This is a genomic window from Arthrobacter cupressi (assembly GCF_900099975.1).
Lineage (GTDB): Bacteria > Actinomycetota > Actinomycetes > Actinomycetales > Micrococcaceae > Arthrobacter > Arthrobacter cupressi.
In genome coordinates this window covers 37318-54058 of the sequence record NZ_FNEI01000019.1, presented here as the reverse complement: position 1 = coordinate 54058, position 16741 = coordinate 37318, and the positions used below count along the sequence as shown (strand labels likewise).

At 67.7% G+C, this 16741-nt stretch carries 11 protein-coding genes, 2 tRNA genes and 1 pseudogene; 6 read left to right on the top strand and 8 right to left on the bottom strand.

The annotated features are described in order from the left end of the window. Positions 1–230: pseudogene (locus BLP88_RS19010) on the top strand (IS481 family transposase); the annotation flags it as partial. 24 nt (positions 231–254) lie between these two features. Here BLP88_RS19010 and BLP88_RS17310 read toward each other — a convergent pair. Next, positions 255–343 (bottom strand) — tRNA-Ser (locus BLP88_RS17310). A 123-nt stretch (positions 344–466) separates the two neighbouring features. After that, positions 467–1519: an ABC transporter substrate-binding protein gene (locus BLP88_RS17305; protein WP_245679910.1), complete on the bottom strand. Its 1053-nt coding sequence runs from the start codon at positions 1517–1519 to the stop codon at positions 467–469. Positions 1520–1623: 104 nt separating this feature from the next. On the opposite strand from BLP88_RS17305, the gene BLP88_RS17300 reads away from it, so the two are divergent. From BLP88_RS17300 to BLP88_RS17290, 3 genes are read left to right on the top strand one after another with little or no spacing between them, the layout of a single operon-like run. Then, the gene (locus BLP88_RS17300) at positions 1624–2667 is read left to right on the top strand and encodes a FecCD family ABC transporter permease (protein WP_074591273.1); all 1044 of its coding nucleotides are present in this window, start codon (positions 1624–1626) and stop codon (positions 2665–2667) included. A 44-nt stretch (positions 2668–2711) separates the two neighbouring features. Beyond that, positions 2712–3749: a FecCD family ABC transporter permease gene (locus BLP88_RS17295; protein ID WP_074591271.1), complete on the top strand. Its 1038-nt coding sequence runs from the start codon at positions 2712–2714 to the stop codon at positions 3747–3749. Beyond that, positions 3746–4603 (top strand): ABC transporter ATP-binding protein, encoded by an 858-nt coding sequence (locus BLP88_RS17290; protein WP_074591270.1) that lies wholly within the window; start codon positions 3746–3748, stop codon positions 4601–4603. Before BLP88_RS17295 ends, BLP88_RS17290 begins: the two co-directional genes overlap by 4 nt. Positions 4604–4606: 3 nt before the next feature. On the opposite strand, the gene BLP88_RS17285 is transcribed toward BLP88_RS17290, so the two are convergent. Beyond that, positions 4607–6880 carry a prolyl oligopeptidase family serine peptidase gene (locus BLP88_RS17285; protein WP_074591268.1) on the bottom strand — a complete coding sequence of 758 codons (2274 nt, stop codon included), beginning with the start codon at positions 6878–6880 and terminating at the stop codon, positions 4607–4609. 62 nt (positions 6881–6942) lie between these two features. On the opposite strand from BLP88_RS17285, the gene BLP88_RS17280 reads away from it, so the two are divergent. Next, positions 6943–8886, top strand: coding sequence for an FAD/NAD(P)-binding protein (locus BLP88_RS17280; RefSeq protein WP_074591266.1), 1944 nt, complete (start codon positions 6943–6945; stop codon positions 8884–8886). Here the strand turns inward: BLP88_RS17280 and BLP88_RS17275 are convergent. The 3 genes from BLP88_RS17275 to BLP88_RS17265 form a co-directional block, all read right to left on the bottom strand. Next, positions 8883–13376 carry an ExeM/NucH family extracellular endonuclease gene (locus BLP88_RS17275; protein ID WP_074591264.1) on the bottom strand — a complete coding sequence of 1498 codons (4494 nt, stop codon included), beginning with the start codon at positions 13374–13376 and terminating at the stop codon, positions 8883–8885. The two genes, BLP88_RS17280 and BLP88_RS17275, sit on opposite strands and share 4 nt — an antisense overlap. Positions 13377–13764: 388 nt before the next feature. Then, a complete protein-coding gene (locus BLP88_RS17270; protein ID WP_175453592.1) occupies positions 13765–14280 on the bottom strand; it encodes a septum formation family protein in 516 nt (171 codons plus the stop codon). A 73-nt stretch (positions 14281–14353) separates the two neighbouring features. Continuing rightward, positions 14354–15139, bottom strand: a complete 786-nt coding sequence (locus BLP88_RS17265; RefSeq protein ID WP_074591260.1) for a VOC family protein — start codon at positions 15137–15139, stop codon at positions 14354–14356. A gap of 174 nt (positions 15140–15313) precedes the next feature. Here BLP88_RS17265 and BLP88_RS18835 point away from each other — a divergent pair, with 174 nt between their 5' ends. Further along, entirely contained in the window at positions 15314–15676 is a 363-nt protein-coding gene (locus BLP88_RS18835) for a hypothetical protein (RefSeq protein WP_139163441.1), read from the top strand. A gap of 29 nt (positions 15677–15705) precedes the next feature. Here the strand turns inward: BLP88_RS18835 and BLP88_RS17255 are convergent, their stop codons facing one another. Then, entirely contained in the window at positions 15706–16443 is a 738-nt protein-coding gene (locus tag BLP88_RS17255; RefSeq protein ID WP_074591257.1) for an SOS response-associated peptidase, read from the bottom strand. Positions 16444–16612: 169 nt separating this feature from the next. Then, positions 16613–16700 (bottom strand) — tRNA-Ser (locus tag BLP88_RS17250). Positions 16701–16741 lie beyond the last annotated feature (41 nt).

Here is a 16741-nt window from a genome sequence, read left to right as displayed (position 1 = left end):
TCACGCTCCGCCACGCAGGACGGCTCCGGCATCTGGGCATCGGACGAGCCCACAAACACAAACGCATCATCGTGCTCGTCCGCGAGGCCGACGTCACCGCCGTCGAGCACGGCACCGGCGAAATCCTCGCAGAGTTCACCATCGACCCAACCCGCGGCTACCAGCCGAAAAAACAAAACACCCCCGGTCCGAAGACCGGGGGTGTCAACGATGTCCCGACACATCCGTAAAGGATGTCCCGCTACATCACAACGCGGAGACGGGGGGATTTGAACCCCCGGTCGAGTTTAACCCCGACCCTTCATTAGCAGTGAAGTCCATTCGGCCGCTCTGGCACGTCTCCATCCGCTATTGCTAGCCCACCAAGGATACGCAGAACACGGGGCACAGCGCAAAACGGCCGGGCGGGAAGGGACGCCACTGGTTCGTGGCTTCCCTCCCCGCCCGGAACCGGCTGGAGCAATGCTTACTTGGCGGGCAGCTGCGGATCCACGCCGTAGGTTTCGGCCAGCTTGGTCAGCACGCCGTGGGCGCCCTGCAGGCTGACAGAGGAAGCGAAGACGCGGTCGTCAACGTTCAGGACCTGTCCCTTGAGGGTCTTCCACAGCGGGTTGGACATGAACTGCTTCATCTGGGCGCGGGCCTTGTCTCCCTCTGCCGTGTCCTGGCCGAACGCGGAGGTGATGATCAGGCCGGCTTCGGCCTGGGTGATCTTCTCCTGGCTGAGCTCAACCAGGATCTTTTCCGTGGAGTCGGGCTGGCCCTTGGGGCGCGGGATGCCGGCGTCCTTCATGATCTCGCCCAGGAAGGACGTGCTCGAGTACAGGCGTGCCGTGTCTTCGCCGGCGAAGCGCACGTAGGAGTACGTCAGTTCAGGCTTCTTGGCCAGGATCGCGGCGCCAACCTTCTTGGCACGCTCCTGGTAGTCGGCGATCAGTTTCTCCGCTTCTTCCTTCTTGCCCAGTGCATCGCCAAGCATCACGATGTTCTCCTTCCAGGTGGGGCCGGTGGACTTGGAGAACAGGGTCGGGGCGACCTTGGAGAGTTGGCCGTAGAGGGCCTCGTGGCGGACCTTGGCCGAAACAATCAGGTCCGGCTCAGCGTCGAGGATCTTGTCCAGGCTCGGCTCGGCCAGGGGACCCACGTTGCTGGCGTCCTTGGTCAGCGCTGAGACGTCGCCAAGGTACGAAGGGAAGCTTTCGTCACCCTTGCGGTAGGTGGTGTAGGCAACCACCTGGGCTCCCAGCGCCAGGGCGGCGTCGGTGTAGCTCGCATCCAGCGTGGCTACGCGGAGCGGCTTCTTCTCGATTGTGGTGCTGCCCATCGCGTGCTCGATGGTCTTGGGGTAGGCGGCATCGGCCGCGGCGGACGACGGTGCCGCGCCGGTGGAGCCGCCGCAGGCGGTCAGGGCTAGGAGGGCCGTGGCGGCCGCAGCGCCGAGGGCTGCGCGGGTGGAACGGGTGCGGATCATTGTGTACTTTCGCTTGTCGCCGGGCAATGCCCAATGCGGCGGAGTCATGAACGGGTACTAAGGCAAGGCTTGCCTTAAGCGTCTTGCTAGACTGTAGCGGCGCGGAATAATTACGTGCAATTTTCCTTGCGTATTTTTCGAAAGGGTTCCCGGTGGCCACTGTTGCGCATCCTCGCGCGCCCCTCCGCGAGGACCGGCGACGGCGCGTTCCCGCCCGGGGATTACTGCTCGCAGGAGCTCTTCTCGCCCTGGCCCTGCTCGCCAGCGTCCTGATCGGCGGCCTGGAGTCCAGCTTGTCGGACGTATGGCACGCCGTCATGACGCCGAACGGTTCCGTGGCCGACGTGGCTATCCGGGAACTGCGGTGGCCGCGCACCGTGAATGGGCTCGTTGTGGGCGCATGCCTGGGCATCGCAGGTTGCCTGACCCAGGCCCACACCAGGAACCCCATCGCGGACCCAGGGCTCCTGGGAATCTATGCGGGCGCGGCGCTCGCCGTGGTAAGCGGCGCGCTCGTGGGTGGCGCCGCGTTGCAGGCGGCTCCGGCCCAGGCCGTGCTGGCCTTCATCGGTGCGTTGCTCGCCTGCGCCTTGGTGTTCGCCGTCGGTTCGGCCAGCCGCCACGGAGTCACCACCGTCACCCTGGTCCTGGCAGGTGCGGCCGTGACGGCCCTGGCCGGCGGGCTGGTATCCATGATCGTCCTCAGCAACGATTCGGCCCTGGACACTCTCCGATTCTGGCAGCTCGGCTCGATCGCGGTCCGCGGCGGAATGGTGCCGGCAATGCTGCCGTTCCTGCTCGCCGGCCTGCTGCTCGCCGCCGTGAACGTCCCTTCCCTCAACGCCCTGGCCCTGGGGGAGGAGACCGCCGCCTCGCTGGGCGTGGACCTCCGCCGCTCCCGCACCGTGGGGATCGCGGCGATCGCCGTGCTGGCCGCCGTCGCCGTCACCCTCGCCGGGCCGATTGCTTTCGCCGGATTGCTGGTCCCGCACCTGGCCAGGTGGCTGGTGGGGCTGGACTATCGCTGGCAGCTGCCCAGCAGCGCGGTGCTGGGCGCGGCCGTCTTGTTGCTGGCCGACACAGCGGGTCGCGTGGTTGCCCGTCCCGGCGAGCTCCCCGTGGGTGTCCTCCTGGCTGTCATGGGGGCGCCGTTCTTCATCTACCTGGCACGCCGCAGGAAGCTGGTGTCCTTGTGAGTTCCAGTCTTCTTCGCAATGCCAGGGTGGCGCGGTTGTCCGGGATGTCCGTCGTCGTATATCCGCGTGCACTGTGGGTGGGCTGCGCAGCCCTGTTGCTCCTGCTTCTCGCCGTGGTGGCCCACCTGATGCTCGCCGGCAGGCCGCTCGGACTGGACGAGGTCATGATGGGCCTGGCTGATCCGCCCGGTACCCCGCCTCGGCTGATCCTCCAGATCCAGGAGTTCCGACTGCCGCGAACCGTTGCGGGTGCCCTTGCCGGAGCCTGCCTGGCGGTCTCCGGTGCGCTCACGCAAAACGTTGCCCGCAACCCGCTGGCGACTCCGGAAATCCTCGGCGTCACGGCGGGTGCGTCGTTGGGTGCCGTGGCCGTCCTGGTCCTGGCCGGCGGCGGACACGGAGGCCTGAGCGGGGCGGCCGCAGCCGTTGGCTTGCCGTTGGCGGCCGGTGCCGGTGCCATCCTGTTCGGCGGGGGCGTCTTCCTGCTGGCGATGCGGCGCGGGCAGGACGTGCTGGACAGCAACCGCATGGTCCTGGTGGGCCTGGGGGCCACCGCTCTGGCAACTAGCTTGGTGACCTGGATGCTGACCTTGGGCGACGTCACCAACGCCTCACAGGCATTGACCTGGATGACAGGTTCCCTGAACGGGCGGGACTGGGCCGCCGTCGGTCCCATGGTCCAGGTGGCCTTGCCTCTGCTGCTGGTCAGCGCTGCCGCGGGCCGGTGGCTTCTCCTGGGCGCTTTCGATGACAACACCGCCCGTGGTCTGGGCCTCCCGCTGCGGCAGAGCCGCCCGCTGTTGCTGTTGCTGGCCGTCCTGCTGGCCGCGGCGGGCACCGTGATGGCGGGTCCGGTCGCGTTTGTGGCCATGGTCTGTCCACTTGCGGCGCGCCAGTTGTGCGGGACCGTGGTGCCGCCCATGGCTGCCACGGCGCTGCTGGGAGCCGCTTTCGTGGTCCTGGCGGATCTGGTGGCAGGATTCCTCCTGCCACAGGCCCTGCCCGTGGGTGTGCTGACAACCGTTCTTGGGGCGCCGGTCTTGATCGCACTCGTGTTCCGGGCCCAGAGGAGGACTTCGTGAATCACCCTGTTTTGTCTGCGGAGCGTTTGAGCCTTGGCTTCGAGGAGCGAATTGTCGTCCGTGGCCTGGATCTTTCCTTGGAACGCGGGAGCGTCACAACGATCATCGGCCCCAACGGTTGCGGAAAGTCCACCCTGCTCAAGGGACTTTCGCGTTTGCTGAAGCCAGGCGACGGCAGGGTCCTCCTGGACGGGAAGGACCTCCGGTCCTTCTCCCAGAGGGCCATCGCCCAGCGCATCGCCGTGCTTCCGCAAACGCCGATCGCCCCCGCGGGCCTGACGGTTTCCGAGCTGGTCACCCGCGGGCGGCACCCCCGGCAAAAGTGGTACCAGCAATTTTCGGCAGGGGACGAGGCGGCTGTTGCCGCGGCCCTCGAAGCCACCGATGTCTCTGCCTTGGCCCATACCGTCCTCGACGACCTCTCCGGCGGGCAGCGGCAGCGTGCCTGGATCTCCATGGCTCTCGCCCAGGAGAGCGACATCCTGTTGCTGGACGAACCCACCACCTACCTGGACCTGGCACACCAGGTGGAGGTCCTGGAACTGGTGCGGCGACTGAACCGCGAGCTGGGACGGACCGTGGTGATGGTCCTGCACGACATCTCTTTGGCCGCGCGCTATTCGGACCGTATCGTCGCCATGAAGGATGGCCTGATAGAAGCGCAGGGCACCCCGGCAGAGGTGGTGACCGCCGAGCTGCTGTGGTCCATTTTCGGACTGCGCGCGCACGTGGTTCCGGAGCCGTCGGAAGGCCGCCCCCATGTGATCCCGCTCGGGAGCGAGACGGCCGTCCCGGCCGGACCCGGGCTTTCGGCAGCTTCCGAACTCCCGGCGTCGTTCGAACTCCCGGCCTGAACCCTAGTCCGCAAGGGCGCGCCACAGGAACTGCTGGCTGCGGGCCTGCAGCGCCGCGGCCTGCCTGTTGTCCGAGGCGCCGGCATGCCCGCCCTCCAGGGTTTCGTGGAACCAGACATTCGGGATGCCCATGGCCTGCATCCTCGCGGCCATTTTGCGCGCCTGGACCGGGCCCACCCGGTCGTCCGAGGTGGAGGTCCAGATGAACGTCTCGGGGTACTCGACGCCGTCGTGCAGCAGGTGGTACGGGGAGAAGGTCCTGATGAATTCCCACTGCTCCGGAACGTCGGGGTCGCCGTATTCGGCGATCCAGGAGTATCCGGCGGAGAGTTTGGTATAGCGCCGCATGTCCAGCAGCGGCACTCCGCAGGACACCGCGGCGAACAGCTCCGGGTACCGGGTCAGCATGTTGCCCACCAGCAGCCCGCCGTTGGAGCCGCCCACGCAGCCCAGCCGTTCCCGGCTGGTCACGCCGCGGGAAATCAGGTCCTGCGCCACGGCCGCGAAGTCCTCGTAGGCCCGGTGCCGCTTCTCCTGCAGGGCTGCCCGGTGCCACGCCGGGCCATACTCGCCGCCGCCGCGGATGTTGGCCACCACGTACACGCCGCCGCGGGCCGTGCCGGAGGCCGCTGCCGTGCGCCGCTCCAGCCAGGACCGGCCGATCGCACCGCTGTAGGCAGGGGTGCGGGAAACCTCGAAGCCGCCGTACCCGGACAGCTGGGTGGGGTTGCCGCCGTCGAGCACCAGGTCCTTGGACGCGATCTGGAAGTACGGCACCTTGGTGCCGTCCGCTGACACCGCGAAATGCTGCTGCACCTCGTAGTCGGCGTCGTTGAAGAACGACGGCGAGGACTTCACGACGGCGTGCGTGCTCACGACGGCGGTACCCGCCTCAGCGGTGCTTCCCTCGGCGGTGCTTCCCGCCGCCGTGAGGGTGCCGCGCATCAGGGTCGTCGGGGTGGTGAACCCGGTGGCGACAAGCCAGAAGTCGTTGCCGGCGTCTTCGCTTTCGTCCTCGTCATCCACCGCGTAGGCGTTGACGTCGTGCAGCGGCGGGCAGGCATCCAGCGGCGCCACGGCCCAGCCGCCGGGGGCCGAGCCGGCCCCCTCGCCGGCGTCGCCCGCGGCGGTGGGCCGCGCGGGGTCGAGCACCAGGATCTGCGAGGAGACGTCGCTGAGCAGGTTCAGCACCAGGAAGTCCCGGGTCCAGCTCCAGGACTGCAGGGAGGTGCGCTCGTCCGGGGTGAACAACACGGTGAAACTCCGGGCACCGCCCAGGTAGTCCTCCAGGTCCGCGGCGAGGAGGCAACCGGCCGGGAACACGGTATCGGCAGTCTCCCCGCCGTCCACAGTGGCCCCGGCAACGGCCCAGTCCTGGCGCGGACGGAACAGCAGCCACTGGCGGTGGGTGCTGATGTTGACGTCGGTGGGAACCTCGATTTCCAGCCACGCGCCGTCGCGCCGCAGGTAGGTGCGCTGGTTGAAGAAGTCGATCCAGTCCACCGCGAAGGTGCGCTCGAAACCGGGCGTGGAGTCGTGCGCCACGAGCGCCATCATGTGCTCTTCCGCGATCTCGAAGAGGCGTTCGGCCTGCGCCAGGCGCTGGCCGCGGGAGAGCCTGACGCCGGTGCGGGCGTAGGAGGAAGTGGTCTTCGGCAGCCCTTCGGCGGTGCTGGCGACCAGCAGGGTGTCCGCGTCCAGCCAACTGACGTTGCCCTTGGCCACCGGCAGGTCGAAGCCGCCCTCGGCCGGGTCCACGAAGCGGCGCTGTTCGATGTCGAACTCGCGGTAGCGGTTGGCGTCGCCGCCGTCGGGCGAGAGCGACACCATGGCAAGCCGGTACGGCTGTCCCTCGGCGGGGCGCAGGAACGAGGCCCCGTGGAAAACCCACTCTTCGTCTTCCGCTGCCGCCAGCGCGTCAATGTCAAGCAACACGTCCCACTCGGGGTCATCGCGTAGATAGCTTTCCCAGCTGGTGCGCCGCCAGAGGCCCTTGGGGTTCTGCTTGTCGCGCCAGAAGTTGTAGTAGTGACTGCCGCGCTTGGTCACCATGGCAATCCGGTCCGTGGAGTCAAGGACTTCCAGGATCCCGGCTTCCAACCCGGCGAAGTCCTCGTCGTCGAGCAATTCTTCGGTGCGGGCGTTCTGCTCCCGGACCCAGGCCAGCTGCTCTTCGCCGTGGATGTCCTCAAGCCAGATGTTCTCGTCGACGGGTTCCGGAGCCGTGGTCTTTCCGGGGTCGCCTGCAGGGCTTTGCTCAGCTGCTGTGGTGGTCATCGCCCCATCCTAGGTGGCCCGTCCGGCAAGGAAGCAAGTCATGGTGAAAGTAAGCTTGGGCGGTGGACAAATCGCAGAAAACCAGGGTGGCACTGATCGGTGCGGGACCGCGCGGCACCAGTGTCCTGGAGCGGTTGTTCGCGAACTGGGCGGCGTCGGCGCCTGCCGGGCACACCCTGCAGGTGGATGTTGTGGATCCGTACCCGGCAGGTCCCGGCCGGGTCTGGCAGCCCGGGCAGTCGCGCCTGTACCTGATGAACACCCAGTCGTTCTATCCCACACTCATCCCGGAGGACCCGGCGCTCGCCGCCCCGCTGGCCGGCGGCACGTTCGAGCAGTGGCGGGCACGCCGCCGGGAGCATGGCCAGGGCCTCAGCGGGGAGGAACAGGACGAACTCGCGGCGCTGGGAACCGGTGACTTTCCCAGCCGCGCCATCTACGGGCGGTACCTCAGCGAGACGCTGGACGCCCTGCTGGAACGCACCCCCGACGGCGTCGAGGTCACCTTCCACCGTGACGCCGCCGTGTCGGTGCGCCGGGACCTGGACGGCGCGTCCAGGTTCGACGTCGAACTCGGCTCCGGCGCGCACCTTGCGGCCGATTCCGTGGTCCTTGCGCTCGGGCACCTGGAAGCGCAGCTGAACGCTGAACAGCGTGCCTTCGCCGGCGCAGCAGCCGGGCTGGGACTGCTGTACCTGCCCCCGGCGGCACCGGCCGACGTCGACTGGTCCCGGGTGCCGGACCGTGAACCGGTGCTGGTCCGCGGCATGGGGCTGAACTTCTTCGACGTCATGGTGCAGCTGAGCGTGGGCCGCGGCGGACGGTTCGAACCGTCGGACGGAGGTCCGGGCACGCTGAGGTACGTGCCTTCCGGCCGGGAACCGAAGATCATCGCCGCCTCCCGCCGCGGCACCCCCTACCGGGCCAAGGCCGGCCTGGACGGTTACTATCCGAAATCCATCCGGCTGCGCTACCTCAACGAGAAAGCGATGGCTCGCTTCGCCGCGGCCGGGATCCAGCCGGGCTTCGACCACGACCTGTGGCCGCTGCTGCACCGGGACACCCTGTGGGCCTACTACTCCACGCTTGCCGCGGCCCAGCCCGCCGCCATCAGCGACACCGGGGAGTTCCTGGCCGCGTTGGAGGATGCCCTGCAACCGCACGCACACGCCGCCGGCAGCTGGGAAAAACGCGTCGATGAGCTGGTGGCCAAACATGTGGCCGCCTCGCGCCGCCTGGACCTGCCGGGCCTCGCCGCCCCCCTCGCCGGCCGGTCCTTCGCCGGGCGGCGGGAACTGGACGCCGCCGTCGTGGACTACCTCGACGACGACGCCCGGCGCTCCGCCCTCGGCGAGACGGACCCGATGAAGATGGCGATCGGTGCGCTGCACACCGGCCGGGCCGTGCTGAAAAGCGTGGTGGCCGACGGCGGTATCACCGATGAGTCCTGGCTGGGCGAACTCCGTGGCTGGTTCGAGTCGTTCGTCGAAGGCCTGGCCAGCGGACCCCCGGCATTGCGGGCGGAGCAGCTGGCCGCCCTGGCGCGGGCCGGCGTCGTCAGCTTCACCGGACCCGACCCGCGCTTCGGCGTGGACCGCGCGCAGCAGCTCTTCACCGCCTCATCCCCCTGGGTAGGGGGCGAGCCGGCCACGGCGAAGACCATGGTGGAAGCCCTGGCCCCGGCGAATCGGGTGGGCACCACCGCGTCCCCGCTCATGCGGCAACTGCTGGCCGACGGGCTGGTGCGGCCCAAGGTCATGCTGGGCACCGAAGGCACCCCCGTGCAGGCCACGGGCCTGGACGTCGAGCCGCACCCGTACCGCGCCGTGGGCGCCAACGGCTCGGTGACCGCCGGCATGTACGTGCTTGGCCTGCAACTCTCCGCCAACCAGTGGGGGACAGCCATCGCGGCCGAAGCCGTGCCCGCCGACGGCCAGGCCTACCGCAGCGGGCAACGGACCCTGCGCGACGCGGACGAAATCGCCCGGGCCGTGCTGGGGCTCTAGCCCTTCAGGCACTTCTGGTACTCGACCCACGCGATCGCGTACCGGATCCAGCCCAGGAAGTCGTACCACTGGGTGGGCGGGACCGGTGCCGTGCATTTGGGCGGCAGCGGCGCGGCCACCTGCACGGCGGTCTTCACCACGGTCCCGGACTCGACGGCGGTGAGCACCAGCGTGCCCGTTCCGGCCGCCGCCGAGGCGGGTACCTTCAGTTCCACCGCCGCGGCGCCTCCGCTCACCGGAACCGACCCCAGCTGGGTGGCCACGCCTTTCGCGTCGGTGAACACCGCGGTGAGCGACTTGTTCACCGGGCTGCCGAGGGAGGTCAGGTCCAGCCTGGAAACCGCCAGCGTCATCGCGTCCCCGCCCTTGACCTCGGCCGGGGTGCTGTTGACGACGGCCACCGAGCGGCGGGCGAAGTCTGGTGAGACCGGTTTGTGGTTCTGGAGGTACTTGATCCAGGCGTCCCGGTCCACCAAGCCGCTGTCCTTGGTGTTGGCGCCTTCCTTGAAGATGCGGAAGTTGTCGCCGCCGGCGGCCAGGAAGCTGAAGGTGCCGATCCGGTAGGACTTCGCCGGGTCGACCAGCTCGCCGGCCACCCGGATGGAGGTGACCCGGTCACCGGCCGGGCGGGCGCCGTCGTATGTGTAGTTCACGTTCCTGGACAGGCCCAGCTGCAGGTACGGACGGCTCGGAACCGTGCCGTCCGGGTTGGTTTGCCACTGCTGTTCCAAGAGGGTCTTGAACTGCGCGCCGGTCAGCGAGGTGGTCCAAAGGTTGTTGACGAACGGCAGCACCGCGTTGGCCTCGGCGTAGGTGATGGTGCCGTCCGGGGCGTAGTACAGCTCGTTGCGGAGGCCGCCTGGATTCACGACGCCGATCTCGGCCCCGCCCAGTTCCGGTGCCTTGAGCGTGTCCACCAGCGAGTCCGCCACGAGGTTGCCCAGGGTGGACTCGCTCGCACGGTCGTCCCGCTTCGGTGCGCCGCCCGCGGGATCCGGAGTGAACGCCGTGGTGATATCCGCGGTGACCGCGCCCACCGGCTGGTTCCCGACGGCGGCGGCCTCGGCGAGGGCCTTGTCCACGATCGTCTTCACCTGCGCCACCCGGGGGTACGTGCCGGAGAGGTCGGTGGTGATGCGCTTGACGTTGCCCGCCGTGTACGCCGTGACGGCCTTGCTGGCGGTGTCCACGGTGAGGGTGATGCGGCCGATGTTCTCGCCATAGTTGCCGGTCTGGACGATCGGACGGGTCTTCGCCGTGGGCTGGCCGGTGGCGTCATACACGGGGGCGTCCCAAGCGTATTCCTTGTGGGTGTGGCCGGTGAAGATCGCGGCCACGTCCGGGCTGGTTTCCTTGACGAGCTTCGCGAAGGGGCCGCCGGCGGCGACTTCCTGCTCCAGGGTGGCGCCTTCGGGCGTTCCCGCGCCGGCGCCGTCGTGGTTTTCCACGACGATCACATCGGCGAGCTTCTCCGCCTTGATCTTCGAGGCCACCCGGTTGATGGCGTCAACGGGATCGCCGAAGTCCAGATCGCTGATGCCCGACGGCGTCACCAGGGTCGGAACTTCCTGGGTCACGGTGCCGATCACGGCCACCTTGATCCCGTTCATGTCCAGCACCGTGTATTCGGGCAGCACCGGCGTGGTGGTGCCCTTCTGGTAGACGTTGGCACCCAGCATCGGGAACTTCGCGTTGGCGCCGCCCGCGATGACACGGTCGCGCAGGTCCGCCCAGCCGCCGTCGAACTCGTGGTTGCCCACCGCGGAGGCCCTCAGTTCCAGGGCATTCAGCACGTCGATGGTGGGCTGGTCCTTCGCGATCGCCGAGGCGAACAGCGAGGCGCCGATGTTGTCGCCGGCCGAGATGAAGGCGGTGCTGCCGTTGGCCTCGGCACGGAGCTTTTCGATGGTGCTGGCGAACAGGACCGTATTGGCGTCGATGCGGCCATGGAAATCGTTGATGCCCAGGAACTGCAGGTCAACGCTGTCCGGCGTTTCCGTGACGGGCAGGTTCAACCCGACCAGCACGGGATCGTGGTCGCTGGCGCGGAATTCGTCAGCCACATAGTAATTGCCCACGTTGCTGTTATAGCGGCTGTACTCCAACGCAACGGACTCCACGGAGTTGATGTTCCAGATGTCCGTTCCGGTGACGGTGGCCTTGGCCGCGGGCGAGGCCAGGATGTGGTCCAGGGAGCCGACCATTCCGCCGAACAGGTAGGAGTGTTTCCCGGTGCCGGCCTCGAGGTCGGTGTAGCCGGCGCCGGTGAGGACCTTGATGGGATCCTCCTGCGCGTACGCGTTGAAGTCGCCGATCAGGAACACCTTGTCCGTGCCCTTCGATTCCTGCAGCGTGGTGGCGAACTCCAGGAGGGACTGGGCCTGCTTGGTGCGGGCCAGGTTGGATGCGCCCTGGCCCTTGTCCGTGTCGTCCGGGGTCGCGGCGGAACCCTTGGACTTGAAGTGGTTCACGATCGCGATGAACTTCTTGTCATCTTCGGCGCCCACCGGCTTGAAGACCTGGGCCAGCGGCTTGCGGGCGCTGGCGAAGGCCACGGTGTCGTTGTGGATGATCGACTCGCCCAGCGGTTCGGCCACGGCCTTCTTGTAGATGAAGGCGGTGCGGATCATGTCCTCGTCGATGAGCGGCGGGGCGTTGGCGGGGGAACGGACGTAGTCCCACACGCCCGGCGTCTTGGCGTTGAGCGCTCCGACCAGCTTGGCGAGGGCGTCGTCCCGGTCCTTGCCGAACTGGGCGGAGTTTTCGATTTCTTCGAGGGACACGACGTCGGCCCCGGCCTTGGTGATCGCGGCGACGATCTTGGCCTGTTGGCGTTCGAAGTTTTCCGCATTGGCGGCACCGCGCGCGTTGCAGCCGTCCTTGACCGTGATGGGGTTCCCGTCCCGGTCGGTGTAGTACGTGCAGCCGGTGAGTTGATCGCCGGTTGTGGGGAAGTAGTTCAGGACGTTGAAGGACGCGATCTTCAGGTTCCCGCCCACCTCGGCCGGACCCGCCGGGCGGCTGGCGGCGAAGGACACCGGCTGCACGGCCTCGGCGGTGGCCGGGGTCAGGTGTGAAAGCGGCTGGAATTTCCAGGCGTTGTTTCCGTAGCCCAGGATCACGTTGGTGCGGAAGGCCGCGGCCGAGCCGACCCGGACGGGGTCGCTGGTGGTCAGGTATGGCAGCGGCAGGGCCTTGGTGGTGGCGTCCTTGAGGAAGTTGGTGGAGGCGCCGTCGTCGAGTTTGATCCCGCGTGCGGCGTTTTCGGCGGCAAGCGCGGTGTTCTCCGGGGTGCCGTACGCTGCTACGGCGTTCGGCTGGACCAGCGGGGTGGTGCCCGCCGCGAGTCCGATTTCGCCGTACTGGTTGAGGGCATAGTTGTCCGTGACGGTGTACGCGCCCTGCGGTGCCACGAGCATGCCTTCGTAGCGCTCGCGGGCGGCGTCGTCGGCGGGCAGGGCGAAGCTGCTGGGCTTGACCTCGGGTGCGGCCTCGGCGAGCACCTTCAGGCCGGCCGCGTCAACTGTGAGCTGGGTCTGGTTCGCGAACTCACTGACCGGGCCGGTCAGCTCCAGGTAGTCACCGGTGTGCACGGACGCCGCCGTCGACGGCGAGTAGACAAACAGAGCGTCCGACGCCGTCCTGGCCGCCGGATCCGGGTCTCCTCCGCTGCCGGGGGTCTGGACGTAGTAGCCGTTGAAGCCGCCCGTGGCGTAGACGGCGGTGACCTTGCCGCGGGTGGTGACAGTGCTGCCCGCCAGCGGGCTCGCGGCACCGGTGCCTTGGATCTCGGCGATGGTCTTCGCGCCGGGCTCCACGGGAGGGGCCGTCACGGTACCCGAAGCGGTCGGGGTGATGGTGGCGCTGAGCGAGAGATCGGCGGAGTTGTTGTTGCTGTCCGCGCCGTTGCTGCGGTTCAGGCTCTTGACGTCGGTGTTCCCGGCCGGGGTAGCGGCGGCGGCAGTTTCGAAGGTGTTCGACGTGCCGTAGCCGAGCAGGTCCGCCACGGTCCCGTTGCCCGTGACCGAGCCGGCGGGGAGGGCGAGTGCGGCGGCCTGCTTGGCCAGGACAATGGTCCCGGCCGTGCCGGAAGGATTGAACGAGCCGGAACCGTCGACGTCGGCGGTTGGCAGTGCGGGGGCGGTGGACGCGGTGCTGTTGCTGGCTCCCTTGATGAGGAAGTGACCCTTGGCCGGAATGCTTCCGGACAGCTCCGTGATCCCGCTGGGCGCGGCAGTGCTCGTTCCTGAGCGGTACTGCAGCGACCAGCCGCCGAGGTCCACGGCGGTGTCGCCGCTGTTGTAGAGCTCCACGAACTTGTTGCGGAACGCGGCGCCGGAACTTCCGCCGCTAAGGTATGCCTCGTTGATGACCACGGCCGGGGCGGAGGTTTCTTCCGCAGCGGCCGTGGGCGGGACAGTAAGTGGCGCCGCCAGCAACCCTGCCGACAGCGCCGATCCCACCAGGAACTTCCAGTGTTTGCTATGCATCCGTTCTGACTTTCTCTTGAGAACCGGTCAGGTTCTGGTTACGCCTGCGCCGCGTTGTACCGGCGCCGGCGATCGGACCGTGCAGGGTTGGGACTTTTTGTTGGTGCAGGGGAATTCCGGGAATTCCCGTCGGGATCGGACTTTACCGGGAGTAAAGAAACATCCGTGGCATTCGAGCAGGGCAAAATGAACCGGGGTTGCCGCCCGGTGGCGGGTCGGTCCTACCTTTTGGAGTCCTTGATGCTCCCCGTGCTTTGCGCGCCCCCGGCCCGGCCGACGAAGCAGAGGATCTCGCGGTCGCCGCCCCGCCAACGGAGGCGCGGTGCGCCCCAACCCGCGGTACGCCGCGAAACTGACAACATCCGGTCCCCCAAATCCTTCGTTGTTGCTACTTCTTGGACCCCTTCAGGCTCCCCTTGGTCTGTGCCCCCGCGGCCCCGCCGACCAAGCAGACAATCTCCTTGTCTCCGGTCTTCCAGCTCTCACTGGTGGGGAAGAAGTAGGTCATTTCGAGCCCGGACTCATCGAACGGCTTCCCGACGAACGTGGCGAACTCCTTGCTGCAAAAATCTTCGGCCTTCTGGGTGATCACTGCGTCTCCCGGATAGGCGGAGTCCTCCAGGTTTGTTGCGGCGAAGGCTTCGAAATCGTGGTCCTGGGGGCAGGGGATGATGGTGACGTCCTGGACTTCCGAGCCGTTGGGCTTCTCCAAGCAGTCACCCACCTTCACCTTGAAGGCATCGGCCTTCGATGATTCGGTGGCGACACCCGAGGAATCCCGTTTGGCATCCCCGCTGCCCGGGAAGGAACACGCGCCCAGGGCCAGGGTGAGTGCGCACAGCGCGGCGGCTGCCGCCACGGCATGCTTGGCGGTGCGGTATTTGGCGTTGCGCGCGATCGGCATCGCGGTCCTCATTTCAACGGGTTGGCGGAAGGGACTCCCCGGAACGGCAGAGCGCCGTCCGGGGAGCCGGGGTCTATCCCTTGAGGTTGACGTCCTGGACCAGGCGGAACACAGCTCCGGTGGGATCGGTGAGCGTGGCAAGGCGGCCGAACGGGGTGTCTTCGGCGGGCTGGATAACGGTGGCTCCCAGCGCAAGTGCCTGTTCCACGGTGGCGTCCGCGTTGTCCACCGCGAAATACACGGTCCAGTAGGAGGGCACCTGCTCAGGCAGGAACCCGGAGGCGTCCATGATCCCGGCTTTGGCGTCGTCTCCGGCGCCGAGTGTTGTGTAGCGGAACTCCGGGGTGTCACCCACCACGCTGGTGTCCCAGCCGAAAACCTTCTGGTAGAAAGCGACGGCGTTTTCATAGTCCTTGGAGTGCAGCTCGTGCCAGGCCGGAGCCCCGGATTCCGCGGCGAGTTGGTAGCCCTTGTGCTCGCCGAACTGCCACAGCCCGATCGCAGCGCCCGAAGGGTCGGCGACCATGGCCATGCTGCCTTGTTCAGGTACTTCCATCGGTTCCAGGAAGACCTGGCCGCCGTTGGCTGCCGCGGCCTCGGCGGTGGCCTTGATGTCGTCGGTGCGCAGGTAGGTGGACCACACGTCCGGCATGGGGCCCATGTCGTCCTGCTTCTGCATGATGCCGGCCACCATCTTGCCGTTCTTCCAGGCGGTGATGTAGCCGCCGTACTTTTCCTCGTCACCGGTTTCGTAGCTCCAACCGAACAGTGCGTTGTAGAAGTTCTTGGCCTTCTGGGTGTCCGAGGTCATCAGGTCGATCCAGCAGGGTGCGCCGGGCGTGATCTCAGGGGTAGGCATGTTGCTCCTTGAGTTTGTTCCGGGGACAAGTCCAGCCCCGGTTTTTTGGGCAGTTGGTGGAGACAGACAGCACCCTATGCCGGGGGTCGGACAGTTTCAATGATCCGGAGTCGGGCCCCGGGCTGCCCGTCCGGCATCCTTGTTGCTGTCAGTGCCCCGGCGTAGCCTTCGGGCATGCCTGAACAGAGCTTTCCAAGCAGCGCCCCGCAGGGCGCTCCGGGGCCAGGGAACGGGGCCGGCAGCCCGGGGGAGCGGGTCCACCGGGCACCGTTGAACGCAGCAAAGACACCCCTTCCGCGGGAAACCCAGGCGCTGTCCAGGGTAGGGAAGGTGCCGGTGCTGGCCTACCTTGAGTGGCCGGGGTTCGGGCAGTACGTCCCGGCCATGGTGGTCCGTACGGCGCCGGGCAGGGTCTTGGTCCAGTGGTGGCCGGACCCCTTCAAACCCGGCGAGCGGCATACGTGGCTGAAGGAAACGGACGTGCGGCGGGACCTTCGGGTCGCCCGGGGTAGCCCGCATGCGCCAGGCCCGGCCTAGCGGGCAGTCAGTCCAGGCCTGGCGGCCCGTCAGGCCACGGGGTTGGGAACCTCCACCATGCGGGTGTTCCCGTCCACCAGGTCCACGGGACGCAGCGTCCAGGACGAGGCAAGCTCGTAGGCGTCGGACAAGGCAGCGTCCAGCAGGGAGCGGCCGTCCTTTTCCTCCGGGTCGATCCAGTCGTTGATCATCCCGGGAGCGAGGGGAACCGGCAGGCGGTCGTGGAGATTGTGCAGGCCCTCATGCGCCTCCGCCGGGGGCGTAGGCATGGTCAGGATGCTGCAGGACAGCCGCCAGGCCTGCGGGTCCTTCCGGTCGGCCACCGACTCGTCACGCCAGAAGGCGAACAGCCCGGCGAAGGTGATGAGATCGTTCCCCGGTTCGACGACGTAGCGCTGCTTCGGGTCCTTCCGGCCCGGGCCGGACTTCTTGAATTCGTAGTACGCCGAGACCGGCACCACTGCGCGCCACTTCTGCAGGGACGACTTGAAGCTTGGCAGGGTCGCTGCCGTCTCCGAGCGGGCGTTCCAGCTCGGCAGGCGCGTCTCGAAGGACTCCGCGAAGCTGGGAATCAGCCCCCACCGCCCGACGGCGAGCTCCCGCCGGAGCGATCCGTCATCGCCGCTGCGTCCGCGCAGGAAGGTGACGGGATCGGTCGGATTGAACTGGAGCGCAGGGGACGGGTACACGGTGTCATCGCGGAGCAGCGCATCAAGTTTCCGGGAAAGATCGTCCGCTTCGAAACCTACGCTGAATCGTCCGCACATGCGGCCATTCTCACGCACCCGGCGGCGGGGCGCCAGTCCGCGGGAACGGGGTGGCGGGCAGGAGGCGGGGCGGGAACCGGAAACGCCGGAGGCCGGCGGACTGCCCACCGGAGTGGGCCGACAACCGGCCTCTGGCCTGCGCAAATGCCGAAGCAACGACTGCGCCACGCGGAAGGTAAGGGATTTGAACCCTTGGTACGGGGTTACCGCACACTGGTTTTCAAGACCAGCTCCTTAGGCCGCTCGGACAACCTTCCCTGCCTAGTAGTGTTTCATAGGGAGTTGGCTGCTTCAAAAA